This is a genomic window from Vibrio sp. Vb339, from assembly GCF_902751245.1.
In the GTDB taxonomy this organism is placed as follows: domain Bacteria; phylum Pseudomonadota; class Gammaproteobacteria; order Enterobacterales; family Vibrionaceae; genus Vibrio; species Vibrio coralliirubri.
This window is the reverse complement of record NZ_CADDIS010000001.1, coordinates 275421-294335: the sequence shown is the minus strand read 5'-3', so window position 1 is coordinate 294335 and position 18915 is coordinate 275421. Positions and strand designations below refer to the sequence as shown.

Sequence of the window (18915 nt, the reverse complement as noted above, 5' to 3'; positions counted from 1 at the left end):
CACTTTGAAGTTACGGAGTTCTTAAATTATTTAGCTTCTGTGGGTGCAAATATTGAGTTGCTTTGTGGTTTCTCTTTTCGGTTAGCTTTAGCGATTAAGAACAAGCCGACGATAGGAACCACAACGGCTGCGAACGGAATCATTCCTGCGCCTAGTTGGCTGTCGAGTACCATGCCGCCAAGGAATCCACCAAAGGCATTGGCTAAGTTAAACGCTGAGATATTCGCAGTTGCTGCTAGCTCTTGCCCTTCGCCACCGTGGTTCATTACTCGAAGTTGCATGGCAGGGACGTTCGCAAATGATGCAATACCAAAGACAAATGCGGCTACAACGAAGAGGATTTTGTTGTCTACCACAAGGCCAACTACCACCAATGACACGATCATTGCGATAGCCCAAAACATTGAAGCTTTGCCTAGGTTTTTATCTGAAGAGCGTCCGCCCAAGGTGTTACCGATGATTAAGCCAACACCCACAATCACTAAGATCCAAGTCACTGATTCTTGACTGTAACCTGTGATGTGCATGGCGATTGGCGCAAGGTAGCCGTAAAGCGTCATGAAGCCAGACCAAGCAAAAGCGGTGATTGCTAAGCTGATCAGTAACATTGGATTTTTGAACGCTAGAAGCTGAGTTTTGATGTCTTTCGCTTCACTGTGACCGGTCGATTTAATCGAAGTCAGAATGGCAAGCATCGCGATAGTGCCAAGTGCTGCCACGGTAAAGAAAGTAGTGTGCCAGCCGAATTGCAAGCTGACCCATGTACCCGCTGGAACGCCAAGAACGTTAGCGAGTGTTAAGCCTGCGAACATTTGGCCAACGGCACGACCTGCCATTTTTTCAGACACTAAGTTGGTTGCAACAACCGCACCGATACCATAAAAAGGGCCTTGCACTAAGCCTGCGATAACACGGCTGGCAAGTAGAAGTGGGTAGCTAGGAGCAAGGGCTGATAAGACATTACCGATGATGAACAGTGCCATTAAGCCAATCAGCACCATCTTCTTGTTAAAACGTGCAAGGTAGATGGTTAAGATCGGGCCGCCGATAACGATAGCCAACGCGTAAGCACTGATAAGGTAGCCAGCTTGGCCTTCTGTGATTGAAAGTGATGTGGCGATCTGTGGAAGAATGCCTGCGATAACAAACTCAGCCGTGCCGATTGCAAATGCAGCGAGTGTCAGTATCCAAACTTGGAATGGAATCTTTTCTTTATGGATAGTTTCTTGGTTGACGGTTTCTTGTTTCATGATGATTTACCTATGTAAATTCTTGTTTGTTAGGACGTGAGATACACGCCCTAACGATTGTTCTTTATGTCTTTGCTTCTTTGCTTCTTTGCGGAGTGTTAGCCGAGTAGAGCGCCGCCATCGATGTCGATGATTGACCCTGTGACGTATGGGTTATTAATTGCGAACAGGTAACCCATGGCTATCTCTGAAGGCTCGCCAACCTTACCTGCGGGTAGGTTGTTTTTGGCGTTGTCGTACATGTTTGCACGAGCGGAATCGTCCATGTTTTTGTAGGCTTCCGTCATGGTTAAACCCGGGCTAACGGCATTGACTCGAATGGGTGATAGCTCTTTCGCCAGTATTTTGGTTACGCTTTCTAGTGCGGCGTTGATGGCGGTTTTTACGTAAGTGCCTGCCACAACCTTGCGTGACAACATGCCAGTTGTGAACGTGATAGACCCGTTTGGTGTCATGTAACGAGCGGCATGTTTGGCTACGTTTAAGCTGCCCCAAAACTTAGTGTCAAAAGCTGTCTTGGCGTCTGCGGTTGCTACGTCTGTTACTTTTCCTGCGGGAGCGGATGAGCCAGCCGTTACGATTAAGTGGTCAAACACGCCAATCGATTCGAAGTATTCACAAATCGACTTTTCATCGGTGATATCAACGCCTGTGTGTCGGCTGGCAATATGTACCGTGTTGTTCTCGTTTCTCAATTTCATCGCGAGTGCTTTACCGATGCCTGATGTGCCACCAATGATGACGAAAGTGCGTTGCTCTTGTTTAGTCGATTCGTTAGTCATGCTCTGAATTCCTACGTTGTTCTGTTGATGTTTGCCATTATATTTATTCGACTAAATTTGATAATTGGTTAAAATATAAATTCATTATTCGGTTAATCTGAATAGTGTCGCTGAGTATTCAGGTCGAGCATTAAGATCGAGAAGTAAGACGAAGAGGTGGAAGCGAGAATCGTATGGATAAGTTTTCAGATATGGCGATGTTCGTGAGCATTGTTAAGCATCACGGGTTAGCTGCGGCTGGGCGAGAGTTAGGGCTTTCTCCTGCGACCATGACAGCAAGGCTTCAGGCGTTGGAAGAGCGTTATGGTGTGAAGTTGTTGAATCGAAGCACGCGTCATGTGTCTTTGACCGACTCTGGGGAGCTGTATCACAAGGCATGTTTGGAGATTTTAGACAACGTCAGTGAGGCCGAAAACCTGATTCAAAATGGCGTAAAAGAAGTCAAAGGCTCGCTAAAAATTGCCGCGCCAAAAGACATCGGAAAGCAGTACATTCTTCCTATTCTTTCGGAGTTTTGCCAGCAGTATCCGGACGTTATTCCTTACCTGTATCTGAACGATAACCTCTCGAACATTGCTGAATCTGGCATGGATATCGTGGTCCGTTATGGTGAATTGGTCGACAGCAGTTTGATATCCAGACGCTTATCACCAAGCCGCCGTGTGCTGTGTGCTTCCCCTGAATATCTTGCTAAACATGGAACACCGTTAACACCACAAGACTTGGTTGAGCACGACTGCTTGGCGATGCTGCGCAGTAATGAAGAGCTCAAGACATGGCACTTCCAAGATAATGATATGAAGAAATCGGTGACGGTTGTACCGAAACGATTTTCAGACGATGGCGAAGTGATTCGGTACTGGGCATTAAAAGGTGAGGGCATTGCCCTTAAATCGGTGCTGGATGTGCAAGACGACATCAATAACCAGCGCCTTGTGACGCTGCTTAATGGCTACATGAAGAACTTCAACACCGCGATGTCGGTGTCGAGTGCCGATTTGAATGTGGTGTATATCAGCAAGAAATATCAGCCTAAGCGTATCCGGTTGTTTCTTGATTTCTTGTTTGAGCGGTTTGGCGATTTGGTCGAAAAGTCTAGTTAGATTAGCCGAGAAGCAGCGCATGACAGATCTCTCGAACTCAACATCCGGCTACGGACAGAGAGTATTGAACTGGTTATGATACGACCAACATAAGGATGTGATTGGAGAGAAAAATGAAAGTCGTCGGAGATACGGTTATCCAACCTTTTCACAAGGCAACCTGCCATTACGGTGCGGTTGAACTAGAGCTCAGCTTACCTAACGGGATAGAAAAACCACGCCGCTGTGATTGTTCTATCTGTCGTCGCAGGGGAGCGATTGTGGGCTCTGTTGCACTGGATGGCATCAAGATCCTCAAAGGTGCGGAGCATCTTAAGCTTTATCAATTCAATACCAACACCGCAAAGCATTACTTCTGTTCAAACTGCGGCATCTATACCCATCATCAACGCCGTTCTAGCCCAAATGAATACGGTTTTAACATCGGCTGTTTGGAAGGGGTAAACCCTTTTGATATTGGTGATGTGGTGACCAATGATGGTGTCAATCATCCAGCTGATCGTTAATTTATTGAGCATTAAAAAGGGAAGAAATTATGTCTGAATATGGAGCGCTCATTCGCTGGCAAAAAGCGCAGGATGAAGCCTTTAGCGACAATCAATACAGTCGCGGTCATACGTGGGAGTTCGATGGTGGTATCACTGTGCCTGCTTCGTCCTCTCCACATGTTGTGCCACTGCCGTTGTCGGTGGAAGCGAATGTCGACCCAGAAGAAGCGTTTATCGCGGCACTTTCTAGTTGCCATATGCTGACGTTTTTGGGCATCGCGGCTAAACAGAAGTACGTGATCGACTCTTATGTCGATGATGCCGTCGGTGTGCTAGAAGAAGATAAAGCGGGGCGAGCTTGGGTTAGCCATGTGACACTTAGACCCCAAATTCAATTTGTTGGTGATAAACGCCCAACGGATAAACAGCTCGAAAAGTTGCACCATCTGGCGCACAGTAACTGTTTCATTGCCAACTCTGTAAAAACCGAGATTGTGGTTGAGATGAGAGATTAATTTAAAACAATCACAAGATTTCTTTAAAAGCTTCGTCCTTTTTATCTCGCTATCGTCTTAAGGGTATTCATGCAATTTCGTTGATTGCAAAAAGACCGAACACACTATTTGAGGACACCTCCATGACAGCGTTTAACAGTGCATCGAATTACGGTGAAAATGCGTTTATCAAAAGCAAACCAGAGATGCTTGAGAGCATTTACAACACCACCGATGTATTTCCTTACTGGGTTGCCGATATGGATTTTCAGGTGGCGGAACCGATCACTCAAGAGCTGAATCGCTTAGTTGAGCGCGGAGTGTACTCGTATGAGTTCAATGAACAGGCGGTGTTTGAGGCGCTATCTCAATGGTATTCAAAGCGTCATGGTTTAAGCCTGTCTTCTGACAAGTTCGTTCAGGTTCCGGGAGTCTTACCGGGCATCGCGTTGTTACTGCGCCAATTTACCAATGAGGGTGATGGTGTGCTTATTCATACGCCGGCTTACCATCAGTTTGCTAATTTGGTGAATAAAGCAGGTCGTCAGGTCGTGAATAGCCCGTTGATTAATGACGGACAGCGTTATCAGATTGATTTCGATGGTATGGAGCAACAGATCATCGACCAACAAGTGAAGACGATGATTTTCTGCAATCCGCACAACCCGACTGGGCGCGTGTGGACACCTCAAGAGATTGAACAAGTCATCGAAATTGCTAAACGTCACGATGTGCTGATCATCAGCGACGAAGTCCATTCCGACATTATCTTTGAAGGCCACGCTTTTACGAGCTTAACCAGCTTTGATTACGACAAGGTTATTGCTTTGATAGGTTCTCCGGCGAAAACCTTCGGCATGCACAGCATCTCAAACGGCTATGTGTACATCAATAATAATGAATTATTTGAAGCGTTTAAAACCAATGTGGTGGCGATGTATCTTGACCATGGTAATGCGTTCAGTACGTTTGCAACCATGGCGGCCTTTGAGAAAGGTGGTGAGTGGCTAGATGGCATGTTGGTGTATCTGCAAGACACGGTGAAATGGATCACTGAGTTTTCGGAGGAGCGCATTCCTCAGTTAAAAGTCTTCCAGCCGCAAGGCACTTACCAAGTGTGGTTTGATTTCTCAGGCTTGGATTTTTCGGAAGAAGAGCTAAAAAATGTGGTGTTTGAGCAGGCTAAGATGGGCTTAACTCCAGGTGGTTGGTTTGGTGCGCAAAGCCCTAACTTCATGCGAATGAACATTGCCACGTCACGCGACAATATTGAGCAATCATTTACGGCTTTAGCAGACGCGATTGATGGCTTTGAGCGAGGAAGTCAGACTTCTTCAACTTGTTGTGATAGCGGCGCTTCAAAAGGCTGCTGCTGATATCGATCGTTAGGCTCTAAAGAACGAATAACCGCGAGGCTGCTTAGTGCATCACTGGCGGTTTTTTTGTGTCTGTGTAATCCTACGTACGGTTTTAATTGAGTGACAGTTAGAGAGTTCTGAGAGATAGGTAGGGAGCTCTTGAATGGTAGGAATAGATTGGTTAGCAGAGAGTTATGTTTAGTGTCCCATTGAATAGTTTTGTACATCGTGTGAGTGATAAAAGCCAAGTGATGGCGAATGCTGCGGAATGTGGATGTCAGTTGAAACGAGTTCGTCGTTCGCGTAATTGGCTGTTGGTCGCTCAAGAGCATCAACTCGTTGAATTTAAAACGATGTTAACCCATGAAAAAGACGGTTGGATAGCAATTGCAATTGACAAAGTGCTGCCTAAACCCGTGGTGTGTTTGGCATCTCTGTTGGCCGCTACACCTTCAATGACTGTGGCTCAGCTGGTGATGGAATCTGGATGTTCAATGGCCGAAGCAAGACGTGCTATTGATGAACATGAAGGTCTGTAGGCGTATTCAAATCGTGTGAAAAGAGAATTGCGAGCAGCAAAAAGCCCGTAACGATATTGCGCTGGAAAACGTCATATCGTTACGGGCTTTATCATCTGTGCTGCTGTTAAGCTAAGCCATGCGGCTTATGAAGCATTGACTCGATTAAGAGTTCGCTACTTTTACACGAATCGTGTTTTTGCCAAGCTTTGACAAGTTCAACTTGTTTAGTGCCGCTTTAGCTTCTTCTTGCTCTGGCATTTCAACAAAAGCAAAGCCTTTTGAGTCGCCAGTTTCTTGGTCTAAAACTAGGCTGCACTCTTTTACTGAGCCAAACTCAGAAAATAGCACACGGATGTCTTGCTCAGATGTAGAGCGCGATAGGTTACGAACTAGAAGTTTCATAATAAACCTTGAATATGAATTTACGCCGAGCATTGTCGCACACTTTCATGCTCACCCTCACAAATAATTACTCTAATCATTTCTTTGGTAACGCGTCGCTCTATTTACCGATTAAGCGAGCTGTTTACCTGCTAGCCGCGGTTTATCGTAATATCTGATACGAATCCATGCTCTGTGCTGGTTAACGCCTGCTGCAACATCTGAGCGGCTTCTTGCGCGGTCATAAAGCTCGAGGTGTCCATGTCTTTACCGCTTGTATTCCAAAACTCCGTCGCCATTCCTCCAGGATAAACCGCCACGATTTTCATCGGGTGACCTTTTAGCTCCAACCTTACCGATTCGATAAAGCCTTTCACGGCCCATTTTGCCGCGCAGTAGGTGGACTCTTCCGCTTTAGCACCTTGTGCCGCCGTCGACATCACCACAGCAATGGTGACCGATTGATCTTTGTAGCGCTGCACAAGCTCGCGAATCAAAAAGATCGAAGACTCGATATTGTTCTTCAGCATGTCGCTGATGGTGGCTGGGTCTTGCTGTTCTATCTTACCGAAGTAGCCACTGCCAGCACTGTGGATCACCAGTTTAGGCATTTCAGGTAACGCATCCAATAACTCGCTCACTGAGTGCGGGTCACAGAGATCACACGCTTGGATAATGGTATTCGCTGGCAGGCCTTGCGCCACTTCTGCTAAACGTTGTGCGTTGCGACCTGTGATGGCTACGCGCTGAGCGTCGGTTGCGGCGTTAGCATATTGTTTCGCGAGAGCTGCGCCTAAACCGCTGCTTGATCCGGTAATTAAAATCATACTGTCTTAGATTTGTAGAGTTGATTCGAGATAGTAAGGGGCTAGGCTAAGATTTTCTGAGATCTATGGCTAAAGTTGATCGATAGCCTGGTTGATAGGTTGATAGGTTGATAGGTTGATAGGTCGAGCGGTAAGGCTGAGATAAGATTGTGTGGAAAGTCGTTAAGAATCGACTGGTTTGGTAAGAAATAACAGCGTTAAAAAATAACGAACTAACAAGTAAAAGCGCCGGCATAAGAGCCAGCGCTTTTGAGTAATCATAAGTGATTATTCGTCGTCGAACTGTTTGATCGTGAACGCGTCTTCGATTCGGTTAAGCTCTTCTTGTTCTTTCACTCGCTTCTCTTCTTGCAGAGTCGCTCTCGTTTCGTTGAAACGTTTTTTCTCTGACTTAGTCAGGAATTTTACAGCTTTTTTGTTGGTCAGTGCGTAAGCAACTACGTCTTCACCTTTTTCTCTGCGGTCGTTTACGCGTTGTGAGAAACGTTCATTGTCGCGAGCTTTACGCTCCGCTGAGGTCAACTTGCTCATGCTTTAAAGCCTTTTCAATTATTCATGGTAGGGAATCTACGCTTAGCGAAACAAATGGGGACTGCTTAGTGTCAGTCTAGTCCATTTGTATGCTGGTGGCGCATCTTAGCACAGTGGCTTGAGCATGCAGGTATGCTATTCGAGGGATTAAACAAAACAGCCCACAATTTTCGTTGTGGGCTGTTTTGTTACGTACTGTAGTTATCGATGAAGTTAACGATTGGAACCTGACAATTAGAAACGGCAGTTACATCAAATCTTCTCGATGTATAAGATGACCTCTCCGACTTTAAAGCCAAACTTAGACATCTCAGTCTTGTTGAACAAGCGCTTGTCGTCCATCAAGAACATCCAATCATCGAGCACCACTTCATAGGTGCTGCCGTCTACTTCAATCTCTAAGTCATATTTCCAATACAGCGCAGAACCTTGGGTCTCACCATAAGCGGTTCCAACGACATCGTTGGCGGTCCCAGAATAGGTGTTTTCGCCCGTTTTGATCAGATTCCAAACGCGAGTTGAGCGCTCGCCATCAGCAAAAGAGAACCACTCTTTTATTTCTCCATTGTCACCGTCCCAAGTTGCGATAAGCTTGGCATCAAAGCGGCGCAGTAGGTTACCAGAGCGGTCGAGCACCATGCCGTAGGCCATGAGCTCGCCATTAAAAAAGGTTTCAAGCTTGAGTTCTGGCGTAGTGTCGACATGGTCTTCTAAACTTGCAGAGCCACAGCCTACTAGCCAAGTGAGTGAAAGAAATGCCAGAGCGAATTTTATTATTGTTGTTTTTGGATTCATTTGTTCAAACCTAAAAGTTGTTTACGAAGACCGGGTTCAGAGGTGTTTTCAGATAACCAAATCGCTAGAAAGGCTTCGCCGAATTGCTTGTCTTGAATGATGCCGATCGGTTGTTCATCGAAATAAAAGCGACTCACGTTATCTTCAGCGACACGAATCGTGAGTGTGCTTCCTTCTTCCACGTTCGGCCACATCGCGTACAAGGGTTTCAACCAACGTTGAATGTTGCTGTTAGAGTAACCAAGCTTGTTCCACTGATCTTCTGTCGCGTCTACGAGGTCTTTGCTGTCGATAGAGCGGTAATATTCAAGCTTCAAAGCTCGTTCAGAGTTGGTTGGAGTCGCGTAGAATTCTGCGGAGTAGAGAGTCCAAAACAGGTAACTCATTTCACCCTGACCACGTTTGTTCAGATCATCGACAGCAGAGGCTTTGGCGCTTCCGGAAAATAACAGCGCAGCAAAGATTAACGAGAGAGTAATAAAGCTTAGAAGTGTGTTTTTTGCTTGCTGATGAGTGCGAACAATACCTCGCTCATGTTTGAACGTCTGTGTCGGGTTGCGTGGATAAGCCATAAGTCACCTCGTTATTGCCATTTTAGGTTGTATTAAGTTGGAGTAGGCGGCCACCAGTAAGGGCAACAAAATCCCCCAACTTATTGCAAGGGCAGCAACTACCGATGCATCTGGCCAAGTAGTAAGAAGAGCACCTGCTTTGATGCCTCCCCAATAACTACTAGTACCTGCTACGAACCCTATGACAAACAAGATCACTTTCGAGCATTTTAATAGCCAATTTAGGCTGTGGTTAAAACTGATTAAGAACATGATCCACAGGCAGACAAGCCACATTGGGAACCACGATTGATTAGCAATTTCAGAGTCGACGGCAAACACGCCAAAGTGAAGTAAGAGGCTATCAAGCAATAGCCCCAATGGTAATAAAATGAGTATCTTCAGATCGCTACTGCGAGTCGGTGATAGAAGGAAGTGAACCACTACAATCAGTGGTGTGACGAACGGGGCTTGCGCGGTAAAGAAGGCACTGCAAACCCAGGTCGCTTGAAACAGTACGAGATTAATAATCCAAAACCGCTTCATCTTTTGCTCCAAAGTAACGAGGTTTTCTTGCGACGACATGGTGAGTGCTGATCACGCGCTCTTTGAATGCGCCTTCACAGTAGCAGAAGTAGAAGATCCACAAGCGCTTAAACTCTTCCGAATAGCCGAGAGACTCTAACTCTTCCCAACTATTTTCAAAGGCGATGTTCCAATCATTCAGCGTTCGAGCATAGTGCAGGCCTATGTCATCAATTTCTTGAACAACAAGGTCTGTGTTGGTCGCAAGGTGTTGGGTCATCACTGAAACCGAAGGTAGGCAACCGCCGGGGAAGATGTACTTTTGAATAAAGTCGACACCTTTACGGTATTTATCGTAACGGCTGTCGGCAATAGTAATTGCTTGAATCAGCATTTTGCCTGAGGGCTTTAACAGCGAAGAACATTTCTCAAAGAAGGTCTGTAGATATTCATGGCCGACCGCTTCTATCATCTCGATCGAAACCAACTTGTCGTACTCACCAGTGAGGTTGCGATAATCCTCTTTAAGCAGGGTGATTTTGTCGGTTAAACCAAGTGCTTTTACTCTCTGTTCCGCAAGCGTATGTTGTGCATCTGATATTGTGGTTGTGGTGACATGGCAACCATAATGCTGCGCCATGAAGATGGCTAAGCCGCCCCAGCCAGTGCCTATCTCGACCACGCTATCTTTCTCAGACAGCTCTAGTCGCTCACAGATGGTTTTCATTTTGTTTTGTTGAGCCTTCGACAAGGTTTCTGCGTCTTCGCTGTAGATAGCGGAAGAGTACTGCATCGAGCTGTCTAGGAAGCGCTCATACAGCTCGTTGCCAATGTCGTAGTGGGCGAGAATATTTCGCTTAGAGCCTTGTTCGGTGTTGGCATTCTTGCGACGCAGCAAGAGGTTTTTGATGCGAGAAATCCACTGTGTCTTGTCATCAAGCTCATCCAATTGGGCTTGGTTACGAGCCATGATTTGAATCACACGCGTGAGATTCGGGCTGGTCCATTTACCATCGATGTACGCTTCGGATGCGCCGATACTGCCGTTAATGACAACATCTCTAAAAAAGGTCGCATCATGAATCACGATTCGACCTTTCAGTTCGGCTTCTCGATCACCAAATACTGAATGCTGGTCGCGCTCAATGATCTCGAGCGTCGCGAATTGAAGGCTTTCTAAAACCTTGAAGATTAAAGCTCGATATTTACAGTTGCTTGAAACAGCAACGGCTTTAGCTTGTTGTTCAATATTGTTGTTTTGTTTGGCAAGCTGTTCCATGTAAACCTCGCTGATAACTCATTCTAATATTTTGTGCCAACTAAGCTGAGTTCTGCTCCTTGGTTGGAGCGAACCCAGCTTCAATTGAGTTCTTTCATGTGCGCTTAAGACGTAGAGTCTGGATGCGCCACAAACGGTACTTTTTTCAGGAATAATTTGAGAGCCTGATAATAAATTCCCATCACGACCTTTATCGTCATCGCCGGAATCTTGAAGACCGTTCGTCTAATGTTTGTCTTGGTTACTGACTGTTTCGTAAGAGCCAGTGTCGCATCGAAAAGCTTGTCGTCTCGGCGGCTTTCGATGTGAACTAGTGTGCGTTTCGCTGGTGGCTTAATCTTCCAAAAATAAGTCATGTTCAAGTCCATGAACGGCGAAACGTGAAACTCTTTTTTTACCTTTAATTCTTGGTGCATGTCGATGAGGTAATAGTGTCTTTCTCGCCAAGGCGTATTACTCACCTCCGCCAACATGTACTTACAATCTCCGGTTTCGTCATAACAGAAGAAACAGTTGATTGGGCTGAAATAGATGCCCAAACAGCGGCATTGAGCCAGCATCGTCACACGGTTTGAATCAGACCAAACCCCACCAAGTTGTTGCACTTTGGAAGCTATACGTTGCTTAAGTGATTTTGGTTCATCCGTGGTGACATTTTCTTTTTTTTCAGCGAGATAATCCGATTCGACAAAGCGAATCGGGTTGTACCATCGAGTTCCGAACAGCGCACTGCGCGCTGTGGTTTGGGGTAGCTCATCAAGATCTAACCCCATCATATACAGCTGATAGCTGAACTCATGAGTGATGTCGCCAAAGCGGCGATGTCTGACGTTACCCCAATAGATACCGCTGAGCTCTTTACTCTTTTCGGATGCGATCCCCATCTCGGGTGTCAGGGTTTGACTGTTCATAGCGCGGAACTCGTACTCAAATCTAAACCGAAGCGTTTGGTCACATCGAGTGCACTGTGGACACCGTCTTCATGGAAGCCGTTATACCAATAAGCACCAGCAAAGTGCGTCTGGTTTTTGCCACAGATTTGCTCACGCTTGTGCTGAGCTTCGACCGTGTTCGAGTTAAGTACCGGGTGATGATAAACAAAGCTGCGAATAATTTTTTCTGGGTCGATGGCTTCGCTTTGATTCAAGGTGACACAGAAGGTGTCTTGGCTTTCGATGCCTTGCAGAATGTTCATGTTGTACGTGACACAAGCAGGTCGTTTACTGTCGCCATCCAACATGTAGTTCCAACTTGCCCAAGCCAGTTTTCTATCTGGGAGTAAGCGAGTATCGGTGTGCAGAACCACTTCATTGCGGCTGTATGGGATTTCGCCCAGTACCTGTTGCTCTTGTTCTGTCGCATCACCAAGCAGGCGTAAGGCTTGGTCTGAGTGGCAAGCAAAGATTACTTCGTCGAAACCTTGTGTGCTGCCATCTTCAAATTCAATCGTGATGCCCGTTTCTTGGCGAGTCACTTGTTTAATCGATGTATTGAGTGCAACAGGCTTACTTAGGCGTGAAAGGATGATTTCAACATAAGAACGCGATCCCTTTGGAATCACATACCACTGAGGACGGTTTGCGATATCGAGCAATCCATGGTTGTAGAAAAACTGGATGAAGAACTTGAGCTCAAACTCTTCCATCTCTTCCAAGCTTGTCGACCAAATAGCGGCGCCCATCGGTAGAATATAGTGCTGACTGAAAAAGTCGGAAAATTGATTATCACGTAGGAAGCTGCCGAGGGTAACGTCTGGTGTGAATTCATTGCTTTCAAACTGAGCCTTACACAGTTTATTGAACTTGAGAATGTCAGACACTAAAGACCAGAACTGAGGTTTGAAGATGTTACTCCTCTGCGCGAACAACGAATTAATGCTGTGGCCGTTGTACTCAAACTTGGTAGTCGTGTTGTGGGCGCTGAAGCTCATCTCAGTCGGTTGTCTTTCGACACCGAGCTGTTCTAGAAGCTGATTGAAATTCGGGTAGGTTCGATCGTTGAATACGATGAAACCTGTATCTATCGAAAACGCCGAGCCTTGATGTTCAATATCAACGGTAGCGGTGTGGCCCCCTACGTAATCATTCTTTTCGAATACTGTTACGTCGTGGTGCTTATCTAATATATGCGCGCAAGTGAGTCCAGAGATACCTGAACCAATAATGGCGATTTTCTTCATTGTTATACCATCCTTGAAGCGAGTTTTTGCCAAACTGGAGTTGGAAGCATTCTTAATAGCTTCATCAACATGATGAATCGTCTTGGGAAATCGATTTCACTCTTTCCTTGAGCGATACCATTTACGATTCGCTGAGTTGCGGCCTCACTACTAATAATCATAGGCATAGAGAACGTATTTCGCTCGGTTAATGGCGTTTCAACAAAGCCTGGGTGCACAATTGAGACATGAATGTTGTGCGTTGCCAGATCAACCGAAAGTGTTCTGCCTAAGTAGGTGAGGGCTGCCTTTGAAGCGCCATAAGCCTCGGCTCTTGGCAAAGGTAAAAAGCTGGCGCTGGAGCTGACTAAAACCAAACGGCCGCCGGGCTTGATGTTTTTTAGCCAGGCTTTAAGGGCGTAGCCAATTGAAATGAGATTGATGTTGATGACGCGCTCGAAAAGCTCTGCATCAAAGTTCACTGGGTCGTCGATGTACTCACAATCACCCGCATTTAAAATCAGCAGATCGAGCGGCTTGTCTTGGTCGAGTTCTGGGAAGTTGTGGTAATCAGTCAGATCGAAACAGAGCGGCTTAATGGATGAATGCGCGACGTCTGTATCGTGAGAGTCAACCAAGGCTTGCAGCTTGTCTGAGTTACGGCCACAAGCAATCACCTGATGCCCTTGCTCAGCGTAATCTTTAGCGAGGGATTGGCCGATACCTGAGGTCGCGCCTGTAATCATAATACGCATTATCGGCTCGCCCTCTTTTTGATGGATTTGATCGCGCAGCCCAGTACTGGAATGTGTTCATACAACATAGAGCCGACGTCGAGGTAGTCTCTGTGGTAAATAACTTGACCGTCGAGCATCTTGAGGTGGCTGTGTCCTTGTACTTCGATTGGCTTTTGCCCATTTAATTGCTTGTGAGCGAATTGCATCGTCCAGTAAACAGAAGCTTCGTCGTTCGCTTCGAAAGTGTGTTCGATATGAAAGTAACAGCTGGTTACTTGGGTGTAGAGATTCTCGAAGTAGTGCGTAAGCGCCGAAATACCGCTGACATGATGTAGCGGATCTTGGAATTCAATATCAGGGTGATAAACCGTCTTAAGCACGTCGAAATTGTCGGTTCCGAGTTCTCGATACATGTTGAGAAAGTTATCAAGCCATAGAGAGTTATCCATAATATTCACTCTAATTATTTGAAGAAGGCTAAGGCTCTCAATCGTGCTTCTTTATGCTCAACGATGGGTTGCCAGTATTCGCTGTCTATTCCGTTTTTAGCGATAAAGTCATGTGGGAAATGCACATGCTTATCTGGGATATTTTGCAGCTCTGGTATGTACTTACGGATAAAAATTCCTTTTGGATCAAATTTTTCACTCTGAGTGATTGGATTGAAAATTCGGAAGTAAGGTTGAGCATCGCAGCCAGTACTTGAAGCCCACTGCCAGCCACCGTTGTTGGCGCTAAAGTCACCGTCGATAAGGTGCGACATAAAGAAACGCTCGCCCCAGCGCCAGTCAATAAGCAGGTGCTTGGTTAGGAAGCTTGCCACCACCATTCTTAGCCTGTTGTGCATCCAGCCCGTTTCAACCAGTTGACGCATTGCTGCATCAACCAATGGATATCCTGTTTTTCCTTCGCACCAAGCTTTGAAGCTAGGATGATCGTGATACCAATCTAAACCATTGTATTTTTGCTGAAAGTTAGCACCTTTAACCAGTTTAGGATGGTGGAACATCAAATGCTTATAAAAATCTCGCCAAATCAATTCGTTGAGCCAACAAAAGGCCGGTAATTGCGTATCAAATAACAGATCGGGTTGTTGCTGAATCAATTGAATCGCTAACCAACGTGGGCTTACTGCGCCAATCGCTAAATAAGGCGACAGTCCTGATGTTCCTTTAACTGAGGGAATATCTCTCAGACGTGCGTAGTCGTTGACTTTATCGCCTAAGAAATTGGGGATCACATTGCCCAATACATCTTGGCTTAATGGCCAGCGACTCGAATCAACACGAGGAAAGTCGAAATCATAGTCAACGGAGAGGGTTAAGACTTGTAAGTCGTCAGGAAGCTGTGTTTGTGAACGTTCAGTCGGCACGACAGGAGCTGGACTACAGATGATGCCTTTCAGCTGAACTTCTTTTAACCAAGCGTTCTTAAAGGGCGTAAAGACTTTGAACATCTCGCCTTGTTTGTTGAGAACGCTACCGAGTGGCAGCATAACGTCACAATCGCTGATCTTGAGGTTTAGGCCGCTTGAAATCAGCTTTTTATCGCGAGCTTGTTCATCGACCTCTGGTTCAGAGTTAGCGTAGACGCACTTGGCATCAAGCTGCTGGCACAAATCGATGAGCTGTTTGGATTGGTCGTCAAAATCGGTCGCTTTTAGGTGAAGCAAAGTTATCCCGAATTCAGCGAGCTGGGAATCGAGTTGTTTTAGATGACGATAGATAAAATCAGCTTTGATTGGTGCAAGGTGGTGTTGCTGCCATTGCTGTGGGGTTGAAATAAAAACGGCGATAGATACGCCGTTTTCAATTGCTGCGACGAGCGCTGGGTTATCGTGAACCCTCAGGTCTCGTCGTATCCATAAAATGTCGCTCAATATCCGTATCTCAGCTTAAGTTCTTGTGGGTGAGGGTTTAGGTAAACCTGTGATTCCAAGTACTCGTTTGGGTATTCCATTAGGTAGTGATTGATCAGTGTCAGCGGCACTAACAGTGGAATCACGCCCTCTCTGAAAGAATCGATCTGGTTGGTGAGTTCTTGCTTGTGAGCGCTACTCAGTTGTTTCTTAAAGTAACCTTGCAAGTGATGCAGCGTATTGGCGTGACTGCCTCGATTAGCATGATGCGATAACGCCTTCATCAAACCTTCGATGTATTGAGCCGCCAATTCGTCGATGTCTAACTCATTACCCGCTAACAGTTTGCCTAAACTTTTGTATCCCTCAACGTGGTGACACATGACTAAGTATTTGTGAGCGCTGTGGAACTGAATCAGTTTGTGTTTGGTCACACCTTCATCTACGAGATCGAGCCATTTTTGGTAAGTGAACACTCGAGTCATGAAGTTTTCACGCAAAATGGGATCGTTAAGGCGGCCGTTTTCTTCAACGGGAAGTAACGGGTTGCCGTCCATAATTTGTTGGGTGAACATGCCTATGCCTGTCGATTCAGAGCCGCGACCATGGTGGTGGTACACCTTCACGCGCTCCATGCCACAGGTTGGGCTTTTTTGACAAACAATAAAGCCAGCAATGTGTTGGTTGTTCTTTGAGTAGTTTTGACCGAACTCGATCAGTTCGTTGGTCACATCACCTGAACCATCTGGGCGAGAAACATGAATGATGTCATCTAACATTCTTGTTTGACGAATGGTTGGGCGAGGAGTTGGAAGGCCGACGCCCATTTCAGGACAAACCGGTTCTAACTCTACATAATCTGCAAGATCGTCTGTGCAGAAGCGCGAACGTTTGTGTCCAGTATCGAACCGAACTTTATGACCGGCGACACATGCACTGATGCCTATTTTTATTTTTTTATCCATTGGTCAATTCCTTACGATCATTGCTCATCGTTATTCTTATATTATGTGGTTTGTTGCTTATTCCACATTACTTTAGTTCGGTTATTACTTTTCTACCTAGCCAACTATGCGAGTCTTGTGACGAGCCCAGTAAATACTTCAATCTAATAAATGTATTTACCTAGTGGGTTGAACAGTTGACTCACGCCTTTAGTGAAGTACAACGCATCACTTGAAACGGTTAAACAGACACAACCTTCTTTTGTTGCAGGTTGATGAGTGTGATTGCCATCCAACCAGATGAAGTCACCTTTGTTGTAAACGCCCATTTCGTCTTCGAAACTGCCTTCTAGAAGAAGCGTGATCTCGAAGCCTTTGTGGGTGTGGCAAGGCACTTGTCCGTCTTTATCGATGTGCAACAAGCTGGTGTGGTGTGCTTCGTCAGCAAAATCGAGTCTTGCTCGTGAAATTTTGCCTAGGTTCATCCAGTCCTTTCTCGCGACTGAGTTAAGGGCGCGAGGGATTGTGAATGTCGTGTCAGCGACAGTTACTTTCTGAACCTCTGGAGTCACTTCAACAGACTGAGAAGCATCGGCTGTGATTTGCTCTATCGCATCAAAATCAAAGTCCATGTCGTCCATTGAGAAACTGTCTAGATCTTCATTTGAGAATACTGGCTCTGCGTCAAATGCATTATTAGCCGCTTCAGCAGTGAGCTGCTTAACCTGTTGTTGGCAGTGTTCACACAGCTCTACATGGCTAGAAACAATCAAAGAAACTGAATCAGCCAACGTGCCATCGACGAAGTCTTTCAAGATTGCCGCGTTTGGGTGATGTTTAATCATGGTCTTGTTCCCCCATGTGAACTTTTAATTTGGCTAAAGCGAGTCTCAGGCGTGATTTCACCGTTCCAAGTGGGACGCCAAGTTGCTGTGCGAGTTGCTCTTGAGAGAGCTCTTGAAAATAAACGCCTTTGACGATGGTTTTCTGAGCGAGAGGCAACTTTTCTATTTGAGTCATTACGTGTCGGCTCATCAAATGGTCACCGAATGGCAAATCTTCGCTTTGAGACTCGGCTACCATCGCATCGATTGGCCAGATATCGTCGGCTATCGTTTGTTCGGCTTTCGCTTTAACTTTGCGCAACATATCGAACGCTGCATTACGCATTACCGTGTAGACCCAAGTGGTCGCAGCGCCTTTGTCTACATTGTAGAGATGCGCTTTCTTCCAAACGTTAGTCATCGTGTCTTGAACTAGCTCGTTGGCAGCAGCTTCGCCACCCAACTTACTAATACCAAAACGCTTAATCTTAGGAGCGAAGAACTTGAACAAACAGGTGAACGCCTGCTTGTCTCGGTCTGTACCAACCAACACCAACCAGCTCGAGAGCTCTGTAGGTACTTTGTTGTCTGTAGGTACTTTGTTATCGGGAATAATGACATGCTCCTTGCCGTTCCCTGAACTTCTGCTTTCCACTTGCATAGTAACTAACCATCATGCGAATTTGATAGGCACTACGTGAAAGGAGAAAGTCGGGATCACTTTAATTTAAATTAATTTCTACTATACAAAATTATAGTGAAGAAAAGTGCTTATTGCCCCGTAATGATTTGATTCAAAAAAGGAACTAGAGACGGAAAACTGGCTGGCTCAGTAAATTCTGTTTTCTTTTCCAATGGGATAGGCATCATTTCGAGCAATCGCGCACAAATCCATTGTGGGTTCTCGAAATCTGGAGTGGGATAGAGTGTTCTTATCGAATCGTGGTCGCGAAACAACTGAACCAAAAAAGCGGTAAACACGTTAGGCACTTTATATTCATGGGCTGGCCAGTGTGGCAACGAGCTGAACTTACTTTTAATCAGGTCATCGTCGTCTCGAAACGACCCATGCAATTGCACCAGCTTTTCGCCTTTGACATCAATTTCTAAGATTTGGTCATCGGACATATTGAAGTCGACGATGGTCACCTTTGTTCCCCAAGAACTGAGATGATCAGAGTTAGAGTTATCTTGAGTGGCGATAATGAAACCATCGCCCTGCGCTGCGTGAGCAACCATCGCGAGATACTTTGGCTCAAAAATGCGCAGTCTTTGTCTGCCTCCCGGTAGAAGGAAGATGGGGAGAGGAAACACAGCGAGCTCTAGAGAAGACTCTACGGGTGTTTCTGGTTCGGCGTCTGTCCGCGTGGTCTTCCTAGGTGAATTCGGCACATAGTACTCCTTAGTTCAAATGTGATTTGAGAAGATATACGCGGGGAGGGTGGTGTTCGATCAATTCGCTTCGGCTTATGTTCGCAAAGGGATAGGTATTTTGTTGCACCTGTTCAT

23 protein-coding genes are annotated in these 18915 nt (G+C 45.8%); 5 read left to right on the top strand and 18 right to left on the bottom strand.

Going from position 1 to position 18915, the window contains the following annotated elements; all coding sequences use genetic code 11:
• Positions 1 to 26: 26 nt before the first annotated feature.
• Positions 27 to 1250 (bottom strand): MFS transporter, encoded by a 1224-nt coding sequence (locus HRQ85_RS01360; RefSeq protein WP_172378460.1) that lies wholly within the window; start codon positions 1248 to 1250, stop codon positions 27 to 29.
• A 98-nt stretch (positions 1251 to 1348) separates the two neighbouring features.
• Positions 1349 to 2032 (bottom strand): SDR family oxidoreductase, encoded by a 684-nt coding sequence (locus tag HRQ85_RS01355; protein WP_172378459.1) that lies wholly within the window; start codon positions 2030 to 2032, stop codon positions 1349 to 1351.
• A gap of 173 nt (positions 2033 to 2205) precedes the next feature.
• Here HRQ85_RS01355 and HRQ85_RS01350 point away from each other — a divergent pair, with 173 nt between their 5' ends.
• The 5 genes from HRQ85_RS01350 to HRQ85_RS01330 all read left to right on the top strand — a co-directional run bounded on the left by HRQ85_RS01350 (position 2206) and on the right by HRQ85_RS01330 (position 6014).
• Positions 2206 to 3135 carry a LysR family transcriptional regulator gene (locus tag HRQ85_RS01350; protein WP_054541984.1) on the top strand — a complete coding sequence of 310 codons (930 nt, stop codon included), beginning with the start codon at positions 2206 to 2208 and terminating at the stop codon, positions 3133 to 3135.
• 113 nt (positions 3136 to 3248) lie between these two features.
• On the top strand, positions 3249 to 3641 hold the full coding sequence (locus HRQ85_RS01345) for a GFA family protein (RefSeq protein ID WP_172378458.1): 393 nt from the start codon (positions 3249 to 3251) through the stop codon (positions 3639 to 3641).
• A 29-nt stretch (positions 3642 to 3670) separates the two neighbouring features.
• The gene (locus HRQ85_RS01340) at positions 3671 to 4138 is read left to right on the top strand and encodes an OsmC family protein (protein ID WP_172378457.1); all 468 of its coding nucleotides are present in this window, start codon (positions 3671 to 3673) and stop codon (positions 4136 to 4138) included.
• Between the two features lie 122 nt (positions 4139 to 4260).
• A complete protein-coding gene (locus tag HRQ85_RS01335; protein WP_172378456.1) occupies positions 4261 to 5493 on the top strand; it encodes a MalY/PatB family protein in 1233 nt (410 codons plus the stop codon).
• Between the two features lie 176 nt (positions 5494 to 5669).
• On the top strand, positions 5670 to 6014 hold the full coding sequence (locus HRQ85_RS01330) for a ribosome recycling factor family protein (RefSeq protein WP_048614122.1): 345 nt from the start codon (positions 5670 to 5672) through the stop codon (positions 6012 to 6014).
• A gap of 144 nt (positions 6015 to 6158) precedes the next feature.
• Here HRQ85_RS01330 and HRQ85_RS01325 read toward each other — a convergent pair whose 3' ends face one another.
• The 16 genes from HRQ85_RS01325 to HRQ85_RS01250 all read right to left on the bottom strand — a co-directional run bounded on the left by HRQ85_RS01325 (position 6159) and on the right by HRQ85_RS01250 (position 18798).
• On the bottom strand, positions 6159 to 6398 hold the full coding sequence (locus tag HRQ85_RS01325; protein WP_017061273.1) for an RNA recognition motif domain-containing protein: 240 nt from the start codon (positions 6396 to 6398) through the stop codon (positions 6159 to 6161).
• A 131-nt stretch (positions 6399 to 6529) separates the two neighbouring features.
• On the bottom strand, positions 6530 to 7204 hold the full coding sequence (locus HRQ85_RS01320) for an SDR family NAD(P)-dependent oxidoreductase (protein ID WP_172378455.1): 675 nt from the start codon (positions 7202 to 7204) through the stop codon (positions 6530 to 6532).
• Positions 7205 to 7471: 267 nt separating this feature from the next.
• Positions 7472 to 7735: a hypothetical protein gene (locus tag HRQ85_RS01315; protein WP_017061275.1), complete on the bottom strand. Its 264-nt coding sequence runs from the start codon at positions 7733 to 7735 to the stop codon at positions 7472 to 7474.
• Positions 7736 to 7987: 252 nt separating this feature from the next.
• Positions 7988 to 8530, bottom strand: a complete 543-nt coding sequence (locus HRQ85_RS01310) for a DUF3833 domain-containing protein (protein ID WP_172378454.1) — start codon at positions 8528 to 8530, stop codon at positions 7988 to 7990.
• Entirely contained in the window at positions 8527 to 9102 is a 576-nt protein-coding gene (locus HRQ85_RS01305) for a chalcone isomerase family protein (RefSeq protein ID WP_172378453.1), read from the bottom strand. The genes HRQ85_RS01310 and HRQ85_RS01305 overlap by 4 nt, the downstream gene beginning before the upstream one ends.
• A gap of 3 nt (positions 9103 to 9105) precedes the next feature.
• Positions 9106 to 9627, bottom strand: coding sequence for a DUF2878 domain-containing protein (locus HRQ85_RS01300; protein WP_172378452.1), 522 nt, complete (start codon positions 9625 to 9627; stop codon positions 9106 to 9108).
• On the bottom strand, positions 9605 to 10885 hold the full coding sequence (locus HRQ85_RS01295) for an SAM-dependent methyltransferase (protein ID WP_172378451.1): 1281 nt from the start codon (positions 10883 to 10885) through the stop codon (positions 9605 to 9607). Before HRQ85_RS01295 ends, HRQ85_RS01300 begins: the two co-directional genes overlap by 23 nt.
• A gap of 104 nt (positions 10886 to 10989) precedes the next feature.
• Entirely contained in the window at positions 10990 to 11796 is an 807-nt protein-coding gene (locus HRQ85_RS01290; RefSeq protein ID WP_172378450.1) for a DUF1365 domain-containing protein, read from the bottom strand.
• A complete protein-coding gene (locus HRQ85_RS01285) occupies positions 11793 to 13064 on the bottom strand; it encodes an NAD(P)/FAD-dependent oxidoreductase (protein ID WP_172378449.1) in 1272 nt (423 codons plus the stop codon). The genes HRQ85_RS01290 and HRQ85_RS01285 overlap by 4 nt, the downstream gene beginning before the upstream one ends.
• A gap of 2 nt (positions 13065 to 13066) precedes the next feature.
• Positions 13067 to 13798, bottom strand: coding sequence for an SDR family NAD(P)-dependent oxidoreductase (locus HRQ85_RS01280; protein ID WP_172378448.1), 732 nt, complete (start codon positions 13796 to 13798; stop codon positions 13067 to 13069).
• On the bottom strand, positions 13798 to 14229 hold the full coding sequence (locus HRQ85_RS01275) for a nuclear transport factor 2 family protein (protein ID WP_050647550.1): 432 nt from the start codon (positions 14227 to 14229) through the stop codon (positions 13798 to 13800). Before HRQ85_RS01275 ends, HRQ85_RS01280 begins: the two co-directional genes overlap by 1 nt.
• Positions 14230 to 14243: 14 nt before the next feature.
• Positions 14244 to 15659, bottom strand: coding sequence for a deoxyribodipyrimidine photo-lyase (gene phrB, locus HRQ85_RS01270; protein ID WP_172378447.1), 1416 nt, complete (start codon positions 15657 to 15659; stop codon positions 14244 to 14246).
• Positions 15656 to 16603: a YbgA family protein gene (locus HRQ85_RS01265; RefSeq protein ID WP_048610067.1), complete on the bottom strand. Its 948-nt coding sequence runs from the start codon at positions 16601 to 16603 to the stop codon at positions 15656 to 15658. Before HRQ85_RS01265 ends, phrB begins: the two co-directional genes overlap by 4 nt.
• Positions 16604 to 16746: 143 nt before the next feature.
• Complete coding sequence (locus HRQ85_RS01260; protein ID WP_172378446.1) at positions 16747 to 17427, bottom strand: ChrR family anti-sigma-E factor; 681 nt, start codon at positions 17425 to 17427, stop codon at positions 16747 to 16749.
• Positions 17420 to 18067 (bottom strand): sigma-70 family RNA polymerase sigma factor, encoded by a 648-nt coding sequence (locus HRQ85_RS01255; RefSeq protein ID WP_017060967.1) that lies wholly within the window; start codon positions 18065 to 18067, stop codon positions 17420 to 17422. The genes HRQ85_RS01260 and HRQ85_RS01255 overlap by 8 nt, the downstream gene beginning before the upstream one ends.
• 110 nt (positions 18068 to 18177) lie before the next feature.
• Entirely contained in the window at positions 18178 to 18798 is a 621-nt protein-coding gene (locus tag HRQ85_RS01250; RefSeq protein WP_172378445.1) for an LON peptidase substrate-binding domain-containing protein, read from the bottom strand.
• Positions 18799 to 18915 lie beyond the last annotated feature (117 nt).